A 20,889-nucleotide genomic window follows, 5' to 3' on the forward strand; every position below is an offset into this window, starting at 1 on the left:
AAAGCAGACCACCGTTGGACCAAAAGATTCTCGATGCCCTCAAGGCCCATGCCGCCTGGGCCGCCGGCCGCGGCGGCAAGCCGGCCGATTTTACCGGCGCGGAACTGCGCCGCCTGGATTTCGCCAAGCGGTCGCTGCGCGAGGCCAAGTTCGTCCGCGCCGATTGCGAAGGCGCGTTCTTCCGCGATGCCGACCTCAGCCGCACCGATTTCTTCGGCGCTAACCTTGCCAATACCAGCCTTGAAAACGCCAACTTGACCGGGGCCAATCTGCGCGGCGTCAACCTCTATGGCGCGCTGCTGGATGGTGCGGATTTGACCGACGCGGATTTGCGCGGCGGCACGGCCATCAACTACGAAACCGGCAAGGCCTTCGGCGCCAAGGTCACCAACGTGGCTAAAGGCCGGTTCGATGCGGCGACTCTGGCAGGAGCCCAACTCAGTGGTGTAAATCTTGAAGGGTCGAGCTTCGTCGGCGCCAATCTCAAGGGCGCCAATCTCGCCGGTGCCAATCTGACGCATGTAGACTTGTCCGACGCCGATCTTCGCGGCGCGAACTTGCGCCAGGCCGATCTCGGCGGTGCGATTCTGGCCGAGGCGAACTTGGAGAACGCCGACCTCACCAAGGCTTCGGTCAAAGGTGCGACCTTCGAGGGCGCCAATTTGAAGGGCGCCCGCCTCGACGGCGTGGCCCGGGCGGAGAGCGATCTCGACGGGCCGCCGGTGTCGGCCGACGACCGGATCTACGACGAGATTCCGGTCGAGGATGTGCTGCGCGATCACGCAGCCTGGGTCGACTCAGGCGGTTCGCGTGGCGCGCGCGGCGATCTCTCGGGACGCACGATGAAGGCGTTGGATGTGGCGGGGCGCGATCTCAGCGGCATGGCCTTCCACGACGCCGACTTGGCCGGCGCGAATTTCGCCGACTGCCGACTGATGCTGTGCGATTTCAACGGCGCCCAGCTTGCCAAGGCGGTCTTCAACGGCGCCGACGCGTCGGGCGCGACCTTCGTCGGCGCCGATTTACGCGGCGCGCAGTTGCGCGGCGTTGTTTTGGATGCCGTCCCGATCAAGGCCCCGGGCGGCGGCACCACCGGTCGGGTCAAAGCACCGACCTTCGCTGGAGCGTTGTTGGCGGGCACCGACCTGACCGGTTCGGATACCTCGGCCTGCGGCGATCTATAGGGAGATTAGGGGATGGTGTTGGACTTAATTCGAATCGTGATCGCGATCTTCATCCCGCCGCTAGGGGTTTTTCTCCAGGTCGGCCTAGGTCTGCATTTCTGGCTCAACATCGTACTGACGCTGCTGGGCTACATACCTGGAATCGTTCACGCGGTGTGGGTGATTGCAACGAAGTAGGCGAACGCTTCTCCTGCGACACGAAAGGCGGGCTGGGACCGGCGCGCGCCCCAATTCGAGCGCCGGTCAATAGCCTTACTGGTTCGCGATCGTGAACGTTAGCGTTTCGCTGTAGTTCGTCGCCTGCGGCAGGTTCGCGCTGGAACCGTCATAGCTGATCTTGGCGTCGTAGTTGTCGCCGCCCACGATCGAGCGAGACGTCTTGTTGATGAACGTGCCGTTCGCACCGGTAAAGGACACGCCGACACTGTCGCGCACGACGGTGAAGCCGAGCTTGGCGCTGGCGCTGACCGGGCTGTAGAAGCAGGCGCCCGTCGTCGTTGGGCAGTTGCCGCCGGTTTGGTTAGCGGAACTGACAGAGACAACGTAGCCCGAAACGCTGTTCGATTCGGCTTTGACGGTCGCGATCTTCAACTGCGAAACCAGCGCGGTGAGGTCGAGACCCGAGGCTGAGGCGGTCGGCGTGACGGTGACGGCGAGGATCGATTGGACGGCACCGGTCAAGGTCAGGCCGGCGGTCGTTGCAGCGTGGCTGAGCGGGGAGGCGGCAAGCACACCGATCCCGACGACAGCCGCGGCTACCTTTTTAAGCGTAGACATTCTGGGGTGAACTCCAAAGTGGGCCACCGACTCCGGATGGCCCATGCGGGTCGCGATCCCTCGCGACCGTCTAGAGATAATCCCGCCCCCTGGAGCAAACAAGATAGCATTCGAAATAAATACGAGGAGTATCCGAAATAGAAAATACAGCTTTTTAGAGAGATTATATTTTAGATAATCAATCTATGGTAGTTTTGCCACGATTACCTAAAGGCCTTGGCAATGCCGTGCAGGCAAGCGGAGCGAGAGTGCAGGCCCGAAAGAAATGACCGGACAGCTTGGAATGTCTGGGGTAAGGTGGCCCGGTCTTAACAGGGCGGTCTTAACAACAAATTTGGGACAAGACGTATGAACCTATTGAAGAAGCATGTGCTGCCTCTCGCCGGGGCGGCCGTAATGAGTTTGGCGGTGGTATTGCCACAAACCGCGTCGTCGGAGGAACTGACGGTCGCGGTGCGGATGTTCGGCGCTGGCAAGGGAAATCCCTTCTCGGGCTGCATGTGCACGCCGGGTGTTTTTGCTTGGGCGCCGGTCTTCGAGACCCTGACCAAGATCCAGGAAGACGGATCGCCGGGCCCGGGCCTCGCGGACCGCTGGGAGGCGATTGAGCCGACCCGTTGGCGCTTCCACATGGCAAAAGGGAATACGTTCTCGAACGGCGAGCCGGTCGATGCCCACGCGGTCAAGACCACGTTCGATTTCTGGTACACCGACGAAGGCGGGGTCTTCTCCCAGGCCAAGACGATGAAGGGCTATATCGCCAGCATCGAAGTCGTCGATGACTACACCTTCGACCTCATCACCCCGACCCCGAATCCGATCCTGCCGGTCAACGCGCGCGATCCGTCGATTATCGCCCCCAAGGACTTCATGGATCGTGGCATCGCCGGGATCACCAAGGATCCGGTCGGGAGCGGCCCCTACACGATCTCGTTCACCGAAGAGGATGCGGTCGCGGTGCCGAATCCGCGCTCTAAGCGGAAGATCACCAGCGTCGACAAGATCAGCTTCAAGGTTCTGCCGGAAGCGCCGGCGCGGACCCAGGCGTTGCTGTCGGGCCAAATCGACATCAACACGGCGATCTCGCCTGACGAAGCGACGGCGATCGAAGCCGGTGGGATGAAGATCTATGCCCGTCCGTCTTCGCGCAACATGGGCATCACCATTGTGTCCTACCGCAACGGCGCCCAGACCGACACGCCGATGGCCGACGTTCGGGTGCGCCAAGCGCTCAACTACGCGGTCAACAAGCAGGCGATTGCCGATGCGTTGTTCCTCGGCAAATACGCCCGCCCGTCGACCCAGCCCGCCTTTCCGGGCGTAAACGGGTACAACCCGGACGTGAAGGGCTACCCCTACAATCCGGAAAAGGCGAAGCAGTTGCTTGCCGAGGCTGGGTTCCCGGACGGCAAGGGCCTCAAGTTTGAGGTGCGCGCCATCGTCAACGATGAGAACTTCAAGAATGCCTACGAAGCCGCGATTCAGGACATCCGGCAGATCGGTGTCGACGCTTCTCTGATCGCCCAGCAGTTTGCCGGGACAGGTCAGTGGCTGGAACATTGGCTGAAGGGTGACTGGCCGTGGGAAGGCTTCGGCATCGGTTTCGATTTGACGGCGACTATGGACGCTGGTCGGGTCTGGGAAGTCTTCGCCTCGTGCCTCAAGCACGGCGGCAAGGCCCCCTACTTCTGCGATGAAGGCGATATGCCGATGATCAATGCGGCATTGAAGGAGTTCGATCCCGACAAACGCCGTAACATGCTCAAGGAATTGGGCCGCATCACCACGGAAAAAGCCCCGATCGTCTTCCTCGTCGAGTTCGACGAAATGATGGGCTACAACCCGCGGATCAAGAACTTCTCGCACCACCTGTTGCAAATCCCGTACGAGACGTTCGAGGTTTCTTCGCGCTAACGCGAAGACTCGATCCAAAACGAAAAGGGCGGCCCCTGGGGCCGCCCTTTTTTTGTTCGCGCCGCGTCGGGTGCGCTATTGACCCTGACCCAGCGAGTAGCCGGGTTCGCCGTCGAAGTTGAACAGGTGCTCGGTCTTGACGAAATCGACCCCCTTGGCGGCCAGTTTCTGCAAGAGTTCGGCGATCATGGCACGATTGAACTGCTTGCCGGGTTTGGCCAAGTAGCGGCACCGCCAGTGGTCGGTACAGAACGTCTCCGGCAACCCGTTAGGCCATACCTTGACGCCGCGGTTGGTGATCATCGCCAACTCGAACGAGCCGTTGGTCACGCCCAGCAATTCCTTGGCGAGATCGTCGACCGGTTGCGTGGTGTGGACGAAGACATCGACGCCGACGAGGTCTTTCTTCGCGGGTGCGTGCCGAACCGCCTTGGGGACGGCAAAGGCCCCGGCACCCTTGGCATAGACCGCCGGGGTAAGCGTCGCGGGTTTCTGGCCAAGGCGGGCAATGATGGCATCGGCGAAGGCGTCGGTGCCGACCTTCTGTTTGGACACCTTCTCATCGAAGATGTCGTAGGTGTGGATGCCGTCCTCCATGGTCTTGAGCCAGGCGTTGTGCACCTGGGTTGCGACCTCGGGTTGGCCGACATGGGCCATCATCATCGCGCCCGCAAGCAGCAGCCCCGATGGATTGGCCAAATCTTGGCCGGCGCGGCGCGGCGCGCTGCCGTGGATCGCTTCGAACATGGCGCAGTGTTCGCCGATATTCGCCGACGGGGCGAGGCCCACCGATCCCGCGATTTGCGCCGCGACATCGCTCAATACGTCGCCGTAGAGATTGGGCATGACGATCACGTCGAAGACCTGCGGCGTGTCGGCGAGCTTGGCCGCACCGATGTCGATGATCCAGTGTTCGTTTTCGATGTCCGGGTATTCCGCGGCGATCTCGTCGAACACCTTATGAAACAGGCCGTCGGTCAACTTCATGATGTTGTCTTTAGTGAAGCACGTGACCTTCTTGCGATTGTGGGCCTTCGCATACTCGAAGGCGTAGCGCACGATCCGCTCGCAGCCCGGCCGCGAAATCAGTTTCAGACACTGATAGACCTCGTCGGTCTGCCGGTGTTCGATCCCGGCATAAAGGTCTTCCTCGTTCTCGCGCACGATGACGACGTTCATTTCGGGGTGTTTGGTGGCCACGAACGGTGCATAGGCAGTGGCCGGCCGGACGTTGGCGAACATCCCCAACGATTTGCGTACCGTGACGTTCAAACTCTTGAACCCGCCGCCCTGGGGCGTGGTGATCGGCGCCTTATAGAACACCTTGGTCTGGCGCAGGCTGTCCCAGGACTCCGGCGTGATCCCGGCCGAGTTGCCGGCCTGGTAGATCCGTTCGCCGATGTCGATCGGTTCGATCGCGATACGGGCCCCGGCGGACAGCAAAACCTTCAGGCTGGCCTTCATGATCTCCGGGCCGATGCCGTCGCCGAAGGCGACGGTGATCGGCGTCAGCCCGTCGCTCGCGGTGGGCATCAGACTGGCAAGTTCCTCCAGCGCGGGGTTCGAAGCGGTCGGGTTAACATTCATGACGTTTCTCCTCGGTCGGGTTGCGGACGAGGCAAACATGACGGATCTTATTTCATTGACAAAATTGATAGTTTATTGATTTAAGATTGCAATTATTAATCCTAAAGGCACCCCGATGGCGGATCTAAATATCGATACGGACCTGTTGCGTACCTTCGCAACGGTCGTCGACAGTGGCGGCTTTACCCAGGCTGGCGAGCGTCTCATGCGCGGTCAGTCCGCGGTTTCCCTCCAAATCAAGCGCCTGGAGGAAAAGCTCGGCGTCCGGCTGCTTAAACGCAGCCCGCGCAGCCTTGCGCTGACCGGCGATGGCGAGGTGATCCTGGACTACGCGCGCCGGATATTGCGCCTGCACGACGAGTTGGCGGCGCGGGTGCGAGATCCCGAGGTTGCGGGTCTGGTGCGCATCGGCGCGCCCGAGGACTTCGCTACCAGTCATCTCCCAAATGTCCTGGCGCGCTTCGCCGCGACCCATCCGCGGGTTGCCATCGAAGTCACCTGCGAGTTGACGCTCGATATCCTGGAGCGATTCCGTGACGGCGGTCTCGATCTCGCCTTGGTCAAGCGCGAACCCTCGACGGTGGCCGGTGGCACCCGGGTCTGGCGCGAACCGCTGGTGTGGGTCGCCGCGACGCACCGCCTCACCGAACGGGCGGAGCCGTTGCCGCTCGCGGTATCGCCCCGACCGTGCGTGTACCGCAAACGCGCGACCGACGCCCTCGACGCGGTAGGCCGCACGTGGCGCATTGCCTATACCTGCGGGTCGCTCGCCGGCACCCACGCGGCGGTGCGGGCAGGTCTCGGCATCACCGTGCTGCCAAAGGAAATGGTGCCGCCCGATCTACTGATCTTCGACGACGAAGCCAGCGGCCTCCCAGACCTGCGGGATACCGAGATGGCACTTCTCGAGGCGCCGCAGCTCGGTGCCGCCGCCGCACGCCTTGGTGAGTACATTGTGCGCGAGTTGGAACACGCCCATTAGGGAACCCATTTGGGTCACGCCGGTTCGTTTTGCGGCGCGGTGGCGGCTCTACTATGTTGTGCAGACACCCGATTGCCTCGACGCCCCTACGCCCGGCAACGCCGCGAATTTTTACGGCATCAACCTGAAGGACAACGATGTACCGCTTTGTTTTTGCCGCCGTATTGGCGTTACCCCTGACCGTTCCAAGCGCTCTTGCGCTGGATATCGGTTCCGTCCAGTCGGTTCTGGTCTACGCCTACGGGACGCCGGCGACCGAAAACCGGCGCGCCCTTTTTCCGCGCACCAAAGTCGTCACCAACGAAGTCGTCGAGACGGTCAGCGATGGCGGTCTTCACTTGACCTTCCTCGACGGCACGGATTTTCGCCTAGGCGCGGAAAGCCGCGTGACCCTCGATGAGTTCGTTTACGACCCCGATGTGTCGTCGGGCAAAATGGCTCTCAATCTGTCGAAGGGTGTTTTCCGATTCGTGAGTGGCAAGCTCGATAAGCGCGGCGTTCGCCTAGTCACCCCGACTGTCTCGATCGGCATTCGCGGTACGGACTTCTTTGTTGTTGTTGCCGACGACGGATCGACCTCGGTCAAAGTGGAGGAGGGCGAGGTCGAAGTGACCCAACTATCGGGCGGCGCATCCGCAATCGTGGTTGCCGGGTCGGCTGCCATCTTCGCGGCAGGCGGCGCGGTATCGCTCGACGCCAATGTCGTCGTCAACGATCCCGGGGTCACCGGTGACGGCGGCGGCGATACCAACCCGAGTGGCGGCGACAGCGGTGACGGTGGGGGCGGCCAACACTAGAGAGTGGAGGCCGGGACCGGAATCGAACCGGTATACAAGGATTTGCAGTCCTCTGCGTAACCACTCCGCCACCCGGCCACAGCCGCGTGTATAGGTTTGTGGCCCCGGCGGGTCAAGGCTGGGTCGGCGGCGTTTGTAGCCGCCCGGCAATCTCCTCGGCAAACGCATCGACCGCACCCCAATCGGTATAGTCGTGGTTTTGGCTAGTGTCCGTGCTGCCGCCGCTTTTGGCCGCGATCCGGCACATCATCAGGCGGAACAGAACCCCATACTGGCGGTAGCGCAGCGCGCCCCCGAAGCATCGCACCGCATCGGGCCGCCATCCGGCCGCCGCCAGGAAATCTGCGGCAAGGCGTTCAGCCACCCCGCGGTCCCTCTCGCGGGTCGATGCCGCGACCAAGCTGACCGAAAAGAACGCACCGGGTAGGGTTCCAAGCGCTCCCCGGTGGCGTCCGATCCACGCTTTCAACACCTTGGCGTGACCGCCGTAGCGCACCGACGACCCGAGGACGACCGCGCGCACCCCATCGGGTGTGCAGGTGCTGCGGGCCAAATCGACGACATCGATCGGCAGACCCGCCGCTACCAACTTTTCGCCCAGTCGGTGGGCGATTCGCGCGGTTTGTCCGTCATGGGAGACGAAGGCAACCAGAATGGGGGCACGCATCGGCAAATCTTACTGCGGCGCGGTCGGCGCTGCACGGGCGGTGCCGATCCGCCCAGTTGTTTTTGCCCCCCGGGAACCGTATAACCCGGCGGTACGTAAGGGTTTGGACATTTTTGTATGACCGACTACGCCGCCGCCCGACGCAACATGGTACTCAGCCAGCTTGAGCCCACGCGGGTCCACGATCCGCGCATTCTCGAGGCGATGGGGGCCATCCCACGCGAGGTGTTCGTCCCCAAATCGCTGGCCGGTGTGGCCTATGTCGATGAGGACCTCGCGGTCGCGCGCGGCCGCTACTTGATGGAACCGGTTGTACTCGCCCGCCTGATCGAAGCGCTCGCGATCCGGGACGGCGATTTGGTGTTGGATGTCGGCTGCGGTACCGGGTATAGCGCCGCGGTTCTCGCGCGCTTGGCCGGAACGGTCGTGGCTGTGGAGAGCGACGCCGAACTTGCCGCTAAAGCCGGTGACAATCTGTCCAAGGTCGGTATCGATAACATCGCGATCATCGAAGGGCCGCTGCCGGCGGGGTGCGCCGATCAAGGGCCGTACGCCGCGATCTTGATCGGTGGCGCCGTTGAAGAAGTACCGCCGGCACTCCTGGCGCAACTCGCGCCGGGCGGACGCCTCGCCTGCGTCCTGCGCAGCGGACCGACCGGCAAGGCCACTCTTTATCTCGAAAGCGGGGGCGTTATCGGGCATCGGCCGTTATTCGACTCTGCGGTGCCGCCGCTCCCCGGTTTTGCCCGCGCCAAAGCCTTCGCCTTTTGATCGCACCGTCTTGGACGCACGGTTGAACGGCAAACGGGCGCACCTACGTGTGTTGTCGGGAATGCGGTCCAAACTTGACGTTAGGGAAGCGACGGACATCCAGCCGCACACCGTGGAAGTCTTAACCATCTTGGCCGAATCAGCAAAAAGGATCGCCCCATGAAGACACCCGCGCGCGTCTTTGCTTACGCCATGGGCGGGTTTCTCGCGGCGTCCGCAGCTTCGGCCCAATCGCTGGAAGACGCCCTCATCGCGGCTTACCAAAATAACCCCACTCTGCAATCCCAGCGCGCGGCGCTGCGGGCTACTGACGAAACCGTGTCCCAAGCGCTTAGCGGCTGGCGGCCAACGGTAACTCTTTCCGGCGATGCCGGTTTGTCCCACACCGACGGCAGCAGCACCGGGTCGTCCGATTCGCAACCGCAAAGCGCCACTCTGCGTATCACCCAGCCGATTTATCGCGGCGGGCGAACCGTCAACGGTATTGCCCAGGCCGAGGCCAATATCGAAGCGGCGCGGCAAGTCCTGCGTCAGACCGAACAGTCCGTTTTGCAATCGACCGTTCGCATTTACATGGATGTGTTGCGCGACCAAGCCGTGGTCGAACTGAACGACGCCAACCTCGACCGTCTGCGCCGTCAGCTCGAAGCCACCCGCGACCGCTTCGAAGTAGGCGAGCTTACCCGCACCGACGTCGCCCAGGCCGAGGCTCGGGTGTCGGGCGCCATTAGTTTTCTAGTCGCCTCGCAAGGCGTTCTTGAATCGAGCCGCGCAACCTTCCGCCGCGTGATCGGTTTGGAGCCGGTGAACCTGACGCGGGTACCGCCACTCGGACCGCTGCCCGAAGGCGAGGAGGAGGCGCGGCGTATCGCTCTGGAAGAGAACCCGTTGGTACGCCAAGCGCTCCGTAGCGAAGAAGCCTCCCGTGCAGCTGTCGACGTCGCCGAAGGGGTGATCTTGCCCACCGTCAACCTTACCGGTTCGGTCGGGCGGTCCTACGATACCAGCACCTTCAACAATCGCGCCGACAGTGCCAGCATCTCGGCGACGGTGACTGTGCCCCTGTACCAAACCGGTTCGGAATACTCGCAAATCCGCCAGGCCAAACAGACCAACAGCCAGCGGCGTATCGACATCGAAACCCAACGCCGCGCGGTCGTCGAAGGCGTGACCCAAGCCTGGGCAGCACTCAATTCGGCCACCGACCAAATTCGCTCGAATGTCGATCAGGTGCGAGCGGCCGAGGTCGCCCTCGACGGTGTGCGTCAAGAGGCCGAAGTCGGCTCGCGCACCGTGCTCGACGTACTCGATGCCCAGCAGGAACTGCTCAACGCGCAAGTGGCGCTGGTGCGCTCGGAGCGCGACGAGTTCGTTGCCGGCTTCGATCTCCGCGTGGCCCTCGGCCGGTTGTCGGCCGAACAAATGGGCCTGCCCGTCGAGGTCTATGATCCGACGGCGAACTATAAAACGGTCCGCAATAAACTCTACGGTCGCGACATCGCCGACGAGACCCGCTAAACCGCTTTAGCGGGGTAGGGATCAGCGTTCTCACCCGGTCCAACCGGTCGCGCCGCTAAGGTGGGGAGCAGGAACGAACCCCTCGCGCCTGCAGGACTGTTCGGTTGCGATGGAGCGGACAGGGAATTCGTGCCATTGTAATCCAAATGTCGAGAACGACTTCGCAATTCTCGCGGCGGCTGTTCGTCGTTTGCTTTCTTTTCGCCGCGGTCGCCCTAACCGCGCCGTCGTACGGGCAAGGCCTTGCGTCGGTCGTGAGTCCTGGGTGGCTTGTGGCGAACCTGAACGATCCGGCGATCGTGGTCGTCGATCTTCGACGCGAAGCGGACTACCGAACCGGGCATCTCCGTGGCGCCGTCAATATCGACCCGGCGACGACCGTAATTCGGAGCGGGGACGGGCTGCCGCGCCTCCCGACATCCGCCGAATTCGCGGCGCGGATGGGACAGTTGGGTATCGCCAGCGATCAGAAGGTCGTCCTCGTGTCGCGCGGCGAAGGCTGGATGGACGTGGCGACGGCGACCGACCAATTTTGGCTGTTCAAGCGAATGGGACACGCCGATGTCGTCATTCTCGATGGCGGATTCAAGGCGCTTGTCGAAACACCCGGTGTTTCGATCGACCAAACTGCGGTCATTCGCGGGCAAACAACCTATACGGTGTCGGCGCCCTTGGTTGGGGGTGCACAAACGGCGGATGTGCGTGATCGTCCCGCAGGTCTTGTGTTGGTCGATGGGCGCCTGCGGGGCCAGTTCGTGGGGGTCAACAAGACCGCCCTCATTCCGCGTTACGGCACGATTCCCGGCGCCATGAGTTTGCCGGGGAACTGGATGACCGTCGACGCCGGTGGGCGTTTCAGAACCGTTGAGGACCTGCGCGCGATCCTCAGATTCACGGACGTCCCGGAGCGAGGCCCGATTATCGTCTTCGGCAATACGTCCCTAGCTGGATCGTTGGTGTGGTTTGCGTTGCGGGTCATTCTCGGCAATCGCGACGTTCGCCTTTACCACGGAGGCATGCAGGCGTGGAACTTGGTGCCCGACAACCCGCTAGAAATATTGCGCGACATCGGGGAGATCCAACGGCCCTAAAGCGCGATCGCGCAGATGGCGCACAAATCGCAGTGCCGCGCCGTTTCCACCGCGTCCAACCTGGCTGAATCGCCTAGTTTTCCCCCATAGATGGACGATTTCTCTCTTTCCGCTTGCTCTTGCAGGGTGCCATGCCCTATCGGTGGGGGGTGACCTTAACAAAAAATCAATATTTGGCCCCTAGTGCTAGATTTTTGAGCATATCTCGCGTAACTTCGCCGCTTGGCGGCGTCTAATCAACCGGTGTCCGAGCAGCAATGAGCGATCCGAGGACCGACCAAGAACCGACGATGGAGGAAATCCTCTCGTCGATTCGGCGGATCATTTCGGAGGACGATGAAGGCGACGCGCCCGCCGCGGCAGCGCCCGAACCCGAACCCGACGACGAACCCGAGGACGAAGCGCCCGAAGAGGACGATTTTGACCTGGGCGATGTCGAGGAAGAGATCGACGAACCCGAAGAAGAGCCCGAGCCCGAGCCCGAAGTCGAGGAAGAGGACCTGGACGACGAGCCCGAGTTGCCCGAGGAAGAAGAGCCCGAAGACGAACCGGAGGACGAGCCCGAACCGCTCGCCGCCCAGGACGATGACGAAGAGGCGGACGAACCGGTCGTCGAAGATGCCCTCGATCTCACCAGTATGGTGCTGGACGACGGCAACGTGGTCGAGCTCGACGCCGACGGCAACCCGCTGCACCAAGAAGAGCCCGAACCGGAACCCGAGCCTGAACGGGAACCCGAGCCCGAACCGGAAGACGAGCCGGCCCCGCACGATTTCCAGGCCGCACTCGATGCCGCGACGGCACCGCCAACGCACGACAGTCTGCTCCATGCCGCGACCGCTTCTGCGGCGGCGAGCGCTTTCGCCCAACTCTCCAGCACTGCTGTGCAAATGCGCGGTCAGCCCCTCGGCGACCCCCACCGCACCCTTGAGGACCTGGTCAAGGAACTGCTCCGACCGATGCTGAAGGCGTGGCTCGACAAGAACCTGCCATCGGTCGTCGAACGCATCGTCGAAAAAGAAATCGCCAAGATCGCCCACGGCGCCGAAAAGTAGTCGGGGCGTCTACTCCCGTCCGCCCGATCGTTACAGCACTGGGTTGCGTGCATAGAGGGACCGGTGGATTCGAAAGTCGAAACTGTCATCGCCGAACTCGACGAGCGAATCACGAAAGAACGTGAGCGGATCAGCAGTGGAGAGTCATTCAACGCCGATGACTTTGCGCTTGCCGCGGGGCCGCATTCGGCCGGTCTGCTCAATCTTCTGATCCGCACCAAAGGGGCCAAGCTGATCGTCGAGGTCGGCACGTCGATCGGGTACACCGCGTTGTGGTTGGGCGAAGCGGCGCGCGCCACCGGCGGCCGGGTCGTTGGAATGGAAAAACTCGACAGCAAACATACCCAGGCCGTCGACAACATCCGACGCGCTGGGCTCGACGATATCGTCGAGGTCCGCAAAGGCGACGCCAAGGAGATCGTCAAGACGATCGACGGTCCTATCGACGTCGCTTTCCTTGATGCGTGGAAGGACGACTATTTCGATTACTTCGATACGCTGTTGCCAAAGATGCGCATCGGCGGCTGCGTCGTTGCCGACAACATCACGTTTCCCGAAAGCGTCCAGGAACTGATGAAGCGCTACCAGAGCCATGTCCGAAGTAAAACGAACGTGCGGTCGCACTACCTCTCGGTCGGTTCGGGCCTCGAAATGTCGGTGAAGATCGCCAACTAGAGAAGCGGTGCGGATTTCGGGTCGAAATCCGGAGTCGCCGTCGGTTGGTTTTGCACGTTCCCACCGCCGATGTCCCACCGTTCGGCGAGCCCGGCCAATTCACCCAGGATTTTTCGCAACTCCATACCGCGCGAGGTAACCCCGTATGTCACCTCGGGCGGTATCGTCGGTTTGTGTTCCCGGTAGATTAGTCCGGTGTCCTCCAGGCGTCGGAGTCGTTCGGTCAGGACCCGCGTCGAAATGCCGGCAACCGCCCGGCGCAGTGCGCCAAATCGCATCGGCCCTGCTTCCATCAAGTTCCACATGATGTAGAGCGTCCAAGGGCCACTCAACAAATTAAGCAGCGCCTCCATCGGGCATTGCGGAACTCTCGGCGACATTGGGTTACCTCGGATAGTGGTTACTAAAAAGTACCTACTTTCGATAGTAGCCTAAATTCATATATGAACCTTCCTATTAATCAACGCGATCAAGAGGAACGCCATGGAGCTCACCGTATCGATCATCGGCTACGTACTAGCGGCGATTTTTATCCTGGCCGGCGGGGCGAAACTCGCGCAGGTCAAAATGATGAAGGACAACTTCGCCAAATACGGCTTCCCCCCGTGGTTCCTACGCGTAGTCGGCGCGGGCGAGGTGACCGGCGGCGTTCTTCTGTTAATCCCAAGCCTCGCGGTTCTTGGCGCAACCGGATTGGCCGTCATCATGGTTGGTGCCGTGATCGCGCATGTGATGAGCAAAGAGGCGCCGATGGCAGTAGCGCCACTCGTGTTGCTGGTCGCAACCGTCTTTTTGGTCGTGGAACGCGCGAGCGATTTCGCCGCGATGGTGATGGGAGCGTAGGGGGTGGGCATGAAATTCTACAACGCGGACTTCTCGCCGAATTGTCTCCGCGTCCGGGCGGTCGCCGCGGAACTCGGCATCGAACTTGAGATCGTCGATGTAGATCTGCGCAATGGTGCGCCGGATGCGATGAAGGCGTTGAACGCGAACGGCAAGGTGCCCGTTCTCGACGACAATGGTTTTGGGCTTTGGGAGAGTCGCGCGATCAACGCCTATCTTGCAGGTAAAGACCCCGCGAAACGCCTTTACCCCGACGACCTTGTCGCGCGGGCGCAGATCGACCAATGGTCGTATTGGCAGGCCATTCACCTCGGACCGGCAATGCAAAAGGTGGGTTTCGAGCGCGCCATGAAAAAGAAATTCGGTATGGGCGAACCGGATGAAAGCAAGATCGCTGACTCGGTAGTCGAAATCGACAAGTTCCTCAAAGTATTCGATAGCGGACTTGGTGATCGCGACTGGATCGCTGGCGATCTGAGCATTGCCGATTTCGCGCTCGCGTCGACTTTCATGTTCCGCGATGCCGCGCGGATCAGCCTTAGTGCCGCACCGCGGGTAGCAGCATGGATCGCACGGATGGAAACGCGCGACTCGTGGCAAAAAGCGTCGGCCCCCATCGTGGCGTTCCTCAAGGCGTAATTACCTGTGCGTCAACCGACCTTCTTCATTCCCCACGGCGGTGGGCCATGCTTTTTCATGGAGTGGTCGCCGCCCGATGCCTGGGACCGGCTTCGTACCTGGCTTGAAGGGCTCATCCCCGGCCTGCCCGAAAAGCCGAAAGCCATCGTTATCGCCAGCGCCCATTGGGAAACCGATCCGCTACGCGTCACCGCGATGCCTGCCCCGCCGCTTCTTTACGACTACGGCGGCTTCCCCGCGCACACCTACAAACTTACGTGGCCTGCGCCGGGGTTGCCCGACCTTGCCCACCGGATCCGCACTCTTCTCGCAGGGGCCGGGATCCCTAGCGAAGACGAACCCGCCCGCGGGTTCGATCACGGCGTCTTTGTTCCGCTGAAAGTGATGGTGCCAGAGGCCGAGATCCCGACGGTCGCCATTTCGTTGCGGCCCGACCTCGATCCGGCGTTCCACCGCCGCGTCGGCGCGGCGCTTGCGCCATTGCGCGATGAGGGCGTTCTGATTTTGGGTAGTGGAAACAGCTATCACAACATGCGCGGGTTCATGAACGGGGACGGTCTCGCGGCATCTCGCGCCTTCGATGCCTGGCTGTGCGGCGCGGTGGAACAAGCCGGTGCGGCACGCGCTGCGGCGTTGGACGGTTGGGCGGACGCGCCGGGCGCGGCGGCCAGTCACCCCCGCGAGGAACATTTGATCCCCCTGATGATCGCCGCCGGGGCCGCCGCCGACGAGGCGGGCGCGGCGGTCTTTACGGACGTGATCATGGGCGCCCAGCTCACCGGCATCCGCTTCGGCTAGGTTTCGCGCCGCTCCGCCATTCAGCGTTCTAACGGCGCTCGGCGATGCGCCGCACAGGTACCTCAAGCGACACGCTGCCGGCTTTCTCGAACGTCAGCGTCAGTGGGATGGTCGCACCGGCCACCAGCGGCGCGTGGACCCCGAGCAGCATGATGTGAAACCCGCCCGGCTGGAGCAGTGTCGGTGCCCCGGGCGCGACATCGATGCCGTCGACCGGCCGCATCCGCATCACGTTGTCGTTGTCCATCATGTGGGTATGCAGCTCGACGCGCTCGGCCGCGGGCGACTCCACCGCGACCAACCGGTCGGGCGCGGTACTGCGTAGCGTCAAATAGGCCCCCGAGTTGGGCGCCCGCCCGAGGCTCTCGCGCACATAGGCCCCATCGATCGAGACCGGCCCTACCGCGGCATGACCGCCGTCGTGATGGGCGTCGTGGTCATGATCGCCGTGGTTGTCGTGGTGGTCGTGGTGGTCGTTGTCATGGTCGTCGTCATGGTGGGTTTTGTCGTCATGGGCGTGACCGTCATGGCGTGCACCGTGGTCCATTACTTTCGTGGGACTGGGTTGAGCTGCCAGAATCAGCCGCGCCGGTTCAGCCGACGCATAGGCGGCAATCGCCAAGCAGACAGCCAATGCCGTGAGATGCAGGGAAATCAGGGAAGGGCGAACATGGAACAAGGGTTTTTCTCCGTCGTTGGAACCGGAACGACGCACCGTGAAGGTGCGTGCGGAATACATCGGAACTTAGACGGTGGTCGGTGGGGCGCGGGGGCGGTAGCGGTTGACGGCGGTTGTGGTGGGTGCCGTCCGGTCGAGCGGGGTGGAACGTAGCGCGGCGGCTTGCGCTGGTAGCGGCATGCTGCCGCCAAATGGCAACGCCACTGCACCGGATTGACCCGGCGGGCAATGGTCGCAATGGGCGCCGCGCGGGTCGGGAGCGGGCGCTTCGTCGCTCGGCACGCCGCGTGAATCGAGGCGGACGACCTTCAGTCCATCGGTCGAACAAATGACCACAACGTCGCCCGCGACGGGCGCCGCCAAACTGGCGGCAACCGGCAACAAGGTCTGCAAGACCAATGCAAAGAGGGCGGCCAAGGCCGCGCTGCGACACCGTGCGGACATGGCGGCACAGTGCGTCCGGCCCCGGCGACCTTCAATGCGGCACGATGCCGCGCCAACGCAGACGTTACCAAAGTTTAATCCGGATTCGCCGACGGAGTGCCTATATCCCCCCGTGTGAACTTCCGAAGACGAAAAACGGAAACCTCACCCCGGAGATCACGATGAACAAGATCACCCTCGCGCTTCTCACCACACTCGGCATCGCGGCCGTGTCCGCCCCGGCTCTCGCGGCAGGGCCCCACGGCATGCGCGCCATGCATGGCGGAGCGGGGCATGGCGCCGGCCTGCTCGAAACCTTCGATAGCAACAACGACGGTCAGTTGACTCAGGCCGAGATCGATACGTTCCGGACCGACAGGCTCGCCAAGTTCGACACCGACGGCAACGGCACCCTGTCGCTCCAGGAGTATCAGGCGCTGTGGCTGGACGCCTACCGCGAACGCATGGTCGATGAATTCCAGCGCCACGACGACGACGGCGACTCCATCGTTACCGCCGAGGAATTCAGCGAACCCTACGCCAACCTTGTGTCCCGGATGGATCGCAATGGCGACGGCGTCCTCAACGCGGACGAACTGAACCCCCGCCGTCACCGCGACGTTAGCGACCGCCGCGGCGACGACGACCGTGACCACCGCGGCCCGCGCCGGGACCGCGACGACGAATAGACCGAACCGGGGTTCTAACCCCGGTCATCCATCGCCCGGCGACGGGCGCGCCGCCAGCCTCCCTCAAAGGCGGTGCGCCCCGCGCGGGCCGAACGCGGCCCATCCCGACCGTTCCCGGACCCCCCTCCGGGCGCGGGTCCCGGGGTGGGCCGTTATTCGGTGGCGGCCCGGCGATCCGCCGAAAGATCGGTCCAAGATTTAGGCGCTGAGGTGTTAGGTTGGCCGCCCCCTCCGAAACGACGGACATCCCGATGGCGCGCATCCACCTGATCGAAGGCCCCGTGGGGGCCGGCAAGTCGACCTTTGCGGCCCAACTCAGCGGTACCTATGCCGCGCCACATTTGGCACTGGACGACTGGATGGCCACGCTGTTCGTGCCCGACAGGCCGGACGGCGACATCATGCCGTGGTACCTCGCGCGTAAAGACCGTTGCATCGAGCAGATCTGGAAGATCGCGGTCAACCTGATGGACATCGGCACCGACGCCATCCTGGAACTCGGCCTGATTCAGCGCGCGGCCCGGCAACACTTCTACGCCCGCCTCGACACTGCCGGCTACGCCCACACCGTGTATGTCCTCGAGGCCCCCAAAGAGGTGCGCCGCGCCCGTGTCCACCGCCGCAACGCGGAGAAGGGCGCAACGTTTTCGATGGTTGTCCCCGACGCCATCTTCGAAATGGCCAGTCGTATGTGGGAACCCCCAGACGACACCGAATGCGCCACCCGCGACATCCAATTCATCGCCACCGAACCTGCCTGATTGCCGCTCAGTTCGATCTTCCTCCCCCAGCGCGTCTGAGGAAGGGCAGGGAGGGCAATAAGGGCACCTTTGCCCCCGCGCGGGGCCGCGTTATAACCCTCAGGGCCCACGCCCCGCCCTGGAACCCCACGGAAACCCGCGCCCCATGCCGCTGTCCAAGACCTATACGCCCGAAGAGATCGAAGGCCCGCACTACCAGCGCTGGGAGGCCGAGGGCGCGTTTGCCGCTGGGCGCAGCAACACCGCCAAGCCCTACACGATCATGATCCCGCCGCCCAACGTCACGGGTTCGCTGCACATGGGCCACGCGCTCAACAACACGCTCCAGGATGTGTTGATCCGCTTCGAGCGTATGCGCGGCCGCGACGCGCTGTGGCAACCGGGCATGGACCACGCCGGCATCGCCACCCAAATGGTGGTCGAGCGCCAGCTCGCCGCCGAGGGCACCGACCGCCACAAACTAGGCCGCAGCAAGTTCGTCGACCGCGTCTGGTCGTGGAAGGAAGAATCCGGCGGCACTATTTTTAACCAACTCCGCCGCCTCGGCGCCTCGGCAGACTGGGAACGCGAACGCTTCACCATGGACGAAGGCCTCAGCCGCGCCGTCACCAAGGTGTTCGTCGATCTGCACAAGCAGGGCCTGATCTACAAAGACCAGCGCCTGGTCAACTGGGACCCCAAGCTGCTCACCGCGATCTCCGACCTCGAGGTCGAAAGCCGCGAGGTCAAGGGTCACCTGTGGCACATCAAATACCCGATCGAAAACGAAGAGGGCCGCTATATCACGGTGGCCACCACGCGCCCCGAAACCATGCTGGGCGATACCGCCGTCGCGGTGCACCCCGAGGACGACCGCTACAGGGACCTGATCGGCAAACACGTCGTGTTGCCGCTGGTCGGCCGACGCATCCCCATCGTGGCCGACGAATACGCCGACCCCGCGCAGGGATCCGGCGCGGTCAAGATCACGCCGGGCCACGACTTCAACGACTTCGAGGTCGGCCGCCGTCACAAGCTCGAACTGATCAACATCTTCGACGCCCACGCCCACCTCAACGACACCGTGCCGCAGGCTTACCGCGGCCTGGAACGGATGGCGGCGCGCAAAGAAGTGCTGGCCCATCTCGAAGCGCAGGGCCTGTTGGAAAAGATCGACGACATCACCCACACCGTGCCCTACGGCGATCGCTCCGGCGTGGTCATCGAGCCGTGGCTCACCGACCAGTGGTATGCCGACGCCGCCACCTTGGCCAAGCCCGCGATCGAGGCGGTGGAGAGGGGCACCATCGCCTTCGTCCCGCGCCAGTGGGAGAACACCTATTTCTCGTGGATGCGCAACATCCAGCCCTGGTGCATTTCGCGCCAGCTCTGGTGGGGTCATCAAATCCCCGCCTGGTACGGCCCCGATGGTCAGGTCTTTGTCGAGCTCGACGAGGACGCCGCGTTGAACGCGGCCAAGCTGCACTACGGCAAGGAAACCCCGCTCGAACGCGACCCCGACGTGCTCGACACTTGGTTCTCAAGCGCGCTGTGGCCGTTCTCGACCTTGGGCTGGCCCGACAAGACGCCGCTGTTGGACCGGCACTATCCCACCGACACGCTGGTCACCGGCTTTGACATCATTTTCTTCTGGGTCGCCCGGATGATCATGATGGGCCTGCACTTCATGGGCGAGGTGCCGTTCCACACCGTCTATGTCCACGCCCTGGTGCGCGACGAAAAGGGCGCGAAGATGTCCAAGTCCAAGGGCAACGTCATCGACCCGTTGGACCTGATGAACGCCTACGGTGCCGACGCGCTGCGCTTTACCCTGGCCGCGATGGCGGCCCAGGGCCGCGACATCAAACTCGCGACCTCGCGGGTCGAGGGCTATCGCAACTTCGCGACCAAGCTGTGGAATGCCGCGCGCTTCACCGAAATGAACGTCTGCCTGCTACGCCCGGACTTCGACCCCGGCGCGGTGCGCCTCACGGTCAACAAATGGATCGTCGGCGAAACCGCGCGCGCCGCCGCCGCCATCACCGAGGCGATCCAGGCCTACAAGTTCAACGAGGCCGCCGACGCCGCCTACCACTTCACCTGGCACACCTACTGCGATTGGTACGTTGAATTGGTCAAACCGGTGCTGCAGGGCCCGCGCCCCGACACCGACGATCCCGATGCGCCGGCCGCACCGGTGCCAAACGAAGACCCGGCAACGATCCAGGCCCGCGAAGAAACCCGCGCCTGCGCCGCCTGGGCGCTCAGCCAAATCCTCCACCTGCTGCATCCCTTCATGCCCTTCGTCACCGAAGAACTGTGGGACAAGCTGCGTCACGCCTCGCCCATCCCCGACACCCAAGACCTGATCGTGCGCCCCTGGCCCGACGCCAGCGCCCTGCCGATGGACAAGGCCGCCGCCGACGAAATGAACTGGGTCATCCGCCTGGTGTCCGAGATCCGCTCCGTGCGCGCCGAAATGAACGTCCCCGTCGCCGCCAAGATGGATGCCAAGCTGATCGGCGCCCACGTCGAAACGCAACGACGCCTCGCCACCCACGCCGACCTCATCACCCGTTTGGCCCGCCTGGGCTCGATCGACTTCGCCAGCGAAATCCCCGCCGGCGCCGTCCAACTCGTCCTCGACGAAGCCACGGTCGCGCTCCCCCTAGCGGGGATCATCGACATCGCCGAAGAACGCGCCCGCCTGGAGAAAGAAATCCAAAAGTCCGAAGGCGAAATCACCAAGGTCGACAAAAAACTCGCCAACGACGCCTTCGTCTCCAAAGCCCCCCCGCACGTCATCGAAGAACAACACACCCGCCGCGCCGACCACACCCAAACCCGCGACAAGCTGGCCGCGGCGCTGGAGCGGTTGAAGAAGGCGGGGTAGGGGTAACCCTCAGCTCCCCAATTTCCCGTCATCCTGAGCCGGGCCGACTTCGTCGCCAGACGAAGACGGCCCGAGTCGAAGGGCCTGGCGCCCGCACCCCCACAAGCACTCATCATTCATCGCCCCGACGTGGCGCGGGCAGGCCCTTCGACTCGGGCGGCCCGCGC

At 63.1% G+C, this 20,889-nt stretch carries 22 protein-coding genes and 1 tRNA gene; 16 read left to right on the forward strand and 7 right to left on the reverse strand.

The window, feature by feature from the left end:
- Positions 1 to 14: 14 nt before the first annotated feature.
- Positions 15 to 1,184, forward strand: coding sequence for a pentapeptide repeat-containing protein (locus RID42_11445; protein MEQ8248281.1), 1,170 nt, complete (start codon positions 15 to 17; stop codon positions 1,182 to 1,184).
- Between the two features lie 18 nt (positions 1,185 to 1,202).
- The gene (locus RID42_11450; protein MEQ8248282.1) at positions 1,203 to 1,361 is read left to right on the forward strand and encodes a YqaE/Pmp3 family membrane protein; all 159 of its coding nucleotides are present in this window, start codon (positions 1,203 to 1,205) and stop codon (positions 1,359 to 1,361) included.
- A gap of 75 nt (positions 1,362 to 1,436) precedes the next feature.
- Here the strand turns inward: RID42_11450 and RID42_11455 are convergent, their stop codons facing one another.
- On the reverse strand, positions 1,437 to 1,961 hold the full coding sequence (locus tag RID42_11455; GenBank protein ID MEQ8248283.1) for a hypothetical protein: 525 nt from the start codon (positions 1,959 to 1,961) through the stop codon (positions 1,437 to 1,439).
- Between the two features lie 348 nt (positions 1,962 to 2,309).
- Here RID42_11455 and RID42_11460 point away from each other — a divergent pair, with 348 nt between their 5' ends.
- On the forward strand, positions 2,310 to 3,875 hold the full coding sequence (locus RID42_11460) for an ABC transporter substrate-binding protein (GenBank protein MEQ8248284.1): 1,566 nt from the start codon (positions 2,310 to 2,312) through the stop codon (positions 3,873 to 3,875).
- Between the two features lie 75 nt (positions 3,876 to 3,950).
- On the opposite strand, the gene RID42_11465 is transcribed toward RID42_11460, so the two are convergent.
- Complete coding sequence (locus RID42_11465; protein MEQ8248285.1) at positions 3,951 to 5,387, reverse strand: NADP-dependent isocitrate dehydrogenase; 1,437 nt, start codon at positions 5,385 to 5,387, stop codon at positions 3,951 to 3,953.
- A 190-nt stretch (positions 5,388 to 5,577) separates the two neighbouring features.
- On the opposite strand from RID42_11465, the gene RID42_11470 reads away from it, so the two are divergent.
- Positions 5,578 to 6,444 carry a LysR substrate-binding domain-containing protein gene (locus RID42_11470; GenBank protein ID MEQ8248286.1) on the forward strand — a complete coding sequence of 289 codons (867 nt, stop codon included), beginning with the start codon at positions 5,578 to 5,580 and terminating at the stop codon, positions 6,442 to 6,444.
- Between the two features lie 137 nt (positions 6,445 to 6,581).
- A complete protein-coding gene (locus tag RID42_11475) occupies positions 6,582 to 7,241 on the forward strand; it encodes a FecR family protein (GenBank protein ID MEQ8248287.1) in 660 nt (219 codons plus the stop codon).
- Between the two features lie 4 nt (positions 7,242 to 7,245).
- Here the strand turns inward: RID42_11475 and RID42_11480 are convergent.
- Positions 7,246 to 7,319 (reverse strand) — tRNA-Cys (locus RID42_11480).
- A gap of 34 nt (positions 7,320 to 7,353) precedes the next feature.
- On the reverse strand, positions 7,354 to 7,908 hold the full coding sequence (locus tag RID42_11485; GenBank protein MEQ8248288.1) for a flavodoxin domain-containing protein: 555 nt from the start codon (positions 7,906 to 7,908) through the stop codon (positions 7,354 to 7,356).
- Between the two features lie 117 nt (positions 7,909 to 8,025).
- Here RID42_11485 and RID42_11490 point away from each other — a divergent pair, with 117 nt between their 5' ends.
- The 5 genes from RID42_11490 (at position 8,026) to RID42_11510 (ending at position 13,018) form a co-directional block, all read left to right on the forward strand.
- Positions 8,026 to 8,679, forward strand: a complete 654-nt coding sequence (locus RID42_11490; GenBank protein MEQ8248289.1) for a protein-L-isoaspartate O-methyltransferase — start codon at positions 8,026 to 8,028, stop codon at positions 8,677 to 8,679.
- Positions 8,680 to 8,838: 159 nt separating this feature from the next.
- Positions 8,839 to 10,197 (forward strand): TolC family outer membrane protein, encoded by a 1,359-nt coding sequence (locus RID42_11495; protein MEQ8248290.1) that lies wholly within the window; start codon positions 8,839 to 8,841, stop codon positions 10,195 to 10,197.
- 146 nt (positions 10,198 to 10,343) lie between these two features.
- Entirely contained in the window at positions 10,344 to 11,288 is a 945-nt protein-coding gene (locus tag RID42_11500; GenBank protein ID MEQ8248291.1) for a rhodanese-like domain-containing protein, read from the forward strand.
- A gap of 257 nt (positions 11,289 to 11,545) precedes the next feature.
- On the forward strand, positions 11,546 to 12,343 hold the full coding sequence (locus RID42_11505) for a DUF2497 domain-containing protein (protein ID MEQ8248292.1): 798 nt from the start codon (positions 11,546 to 11,548) through the stop codon (positions 12,341 to 12,343).
- Between the two features lie 63 nt (positions 12,344 to 12,406).
- Positions 12,407 to 13,018, forward strand: a complete 612-nt coding sequence (locus RID42_11510) for a class I SAM-dependent methyltransferase (GenBank protein ID MEQ8248293.1) — start codon at positions 12,407 to 12,409, stop codon at positions 13,016 to 13,018.
- Here RID42_11510 and RID42_11515 read toward each other — a convergent pair.
- Positions 13,015 to 13,398 carry a helix-turn-helix domain-containing protein gene (locus RID42_11515; protein ID MEQ8248294.1) on the reverse strand — a complete coding sequence of 128 codons (384 nt, stop codon included), beginning with the start codon at positions 13,396 to 13,398 and terminating at the stop codon, positions 13,015 to 13,017. The genes RID42_11510 and RID42_11515 overlap by 4 nt on opposite strands.
- Before the next feature lie 103 nt (positions 13,399 to 13,501).
- On the opposite strand from RID42_11515, the gene RID42_11520 reads away from it, so the two are divergent.
- Genes RID42_11520 through RID42_11530 form a run of 3 tightly spaced genes read left to right on the forward strand, consistent with a single transcriptional unit; the run spans position 13,502 to position 15,298 of the window.
- On the forward strand, positions 13,502 to 13,861 hold the full coding sequence (locus tag RID42_11520; GenBank protein ID MEQ8248295.1) for a DoxX family protein: 360 nt from the start codon (positions 13,502 to 13,504) through the stop codon (positions 13,859 to 13,861).
- Positions 13,862 to 13,870: 9 nt separating this feature from the next.
- Positions 13,871 to 14,500, forward strand: a complete 630-nt coding sequence (locus RID42_11525; GenBank protein ID MEQ8248296.1) for a glutathione S-transferase family protein — start codon at positions 13,871 to 13,873, stop codon at positions 14,498 to 14,500.
- Positions 14,501 to 14,506: 6 nt separating this feature from the next.
- Positions 14,507 to 15,298, forward strand: a complete 792-nt coding sequence (locus RID42_11530; GenBank protein ID MEQ8248297.1) for a class III extradiol ring-cleavage dioxygenase — start codon at positions 14,507 to 14,509, stop codon at positions 15,296 to 15,298.
- Positions 15,299 to 15,326: 28 nt separating this feature from the next.
- Here the strand turns inward: RID42_11530 and RID42_11535 are convergent, their stop codons facing one another.
- Complete coding sequence (locus tag RID42_11535; GenBank protein MEQ8248298.1) at positions 15,327 to 15,977, reverse strand: copper chaperone PCu(A)C; 651 nt, start codon at positions 15,975 to 15,977, stop codon at positions 15,327 to 15,329.
- A gap of 66 nt (positions 15,978 to 16,043) precedes the next feature.
- Complete coding sequence (locus RID42_11540; protein MEQ8248299.1) at positions 16,044 to 16,421, reverse strand: hypothetical protein; 378 nt, start codon at positions 16,419 to 16,421, stop codon at positions 16,044 to 16,046.
- Between the two features lie 161 nt (positions 16,422 to 16,582).
- On the opposite strand from RID42_11540, the gene RID42_11545 reads away from it, so the two are divergent.
- The 3 genes from RID42_11545 (at position 16,583) to RID42_11555 (ending at position 20,722) form a co-directional block, all read left to right on the forward strand.
- Entirely contained in the window at positions 16,583 to 17,089 is a 507-nt protein-coding gene (locus RID42_11545) for a hypothetical protein (protein ID MEQ8248300.1), read from the forward strand.
- Positions 17,090 to 17,340: 251 nt separating this feature from the next.
- Positions 17,341 to 17,850, forward strand: coding sequence for an ATP-binding protein (locus tag RID42_11550; protein ID MEQ8248301.1), 510 nt, complete (start codon positions 17,341 to 17,343; stop codon positions 17,848 to 17,850).
- A 145-nt stretch (positions 17,851 to 17,995) separates the two neighbouring features.
- Positions 17,996 to 20,722: a valine--tRNA ligase gene (locus RID42_11555; GenBank protein ID MEQ8248302.1), complete on the forward strand. Its 2,727-nt coding sequence runs from the start codon at positions 17,996 to 17,998 to the stop codon at positions 20,720 to 20,722.
- Positions 20,723 to 20,889: the final 167 nt, after the last annotated feature.

Source organism: Alphaproteobacteria bacterium (assembly GCA_040216735.1).
Taxonomy (GTDB): Bacteria; Pseudomonadota; Alphaproteobacteria; order SHVP01; family SHVP01; genus CALJDF01.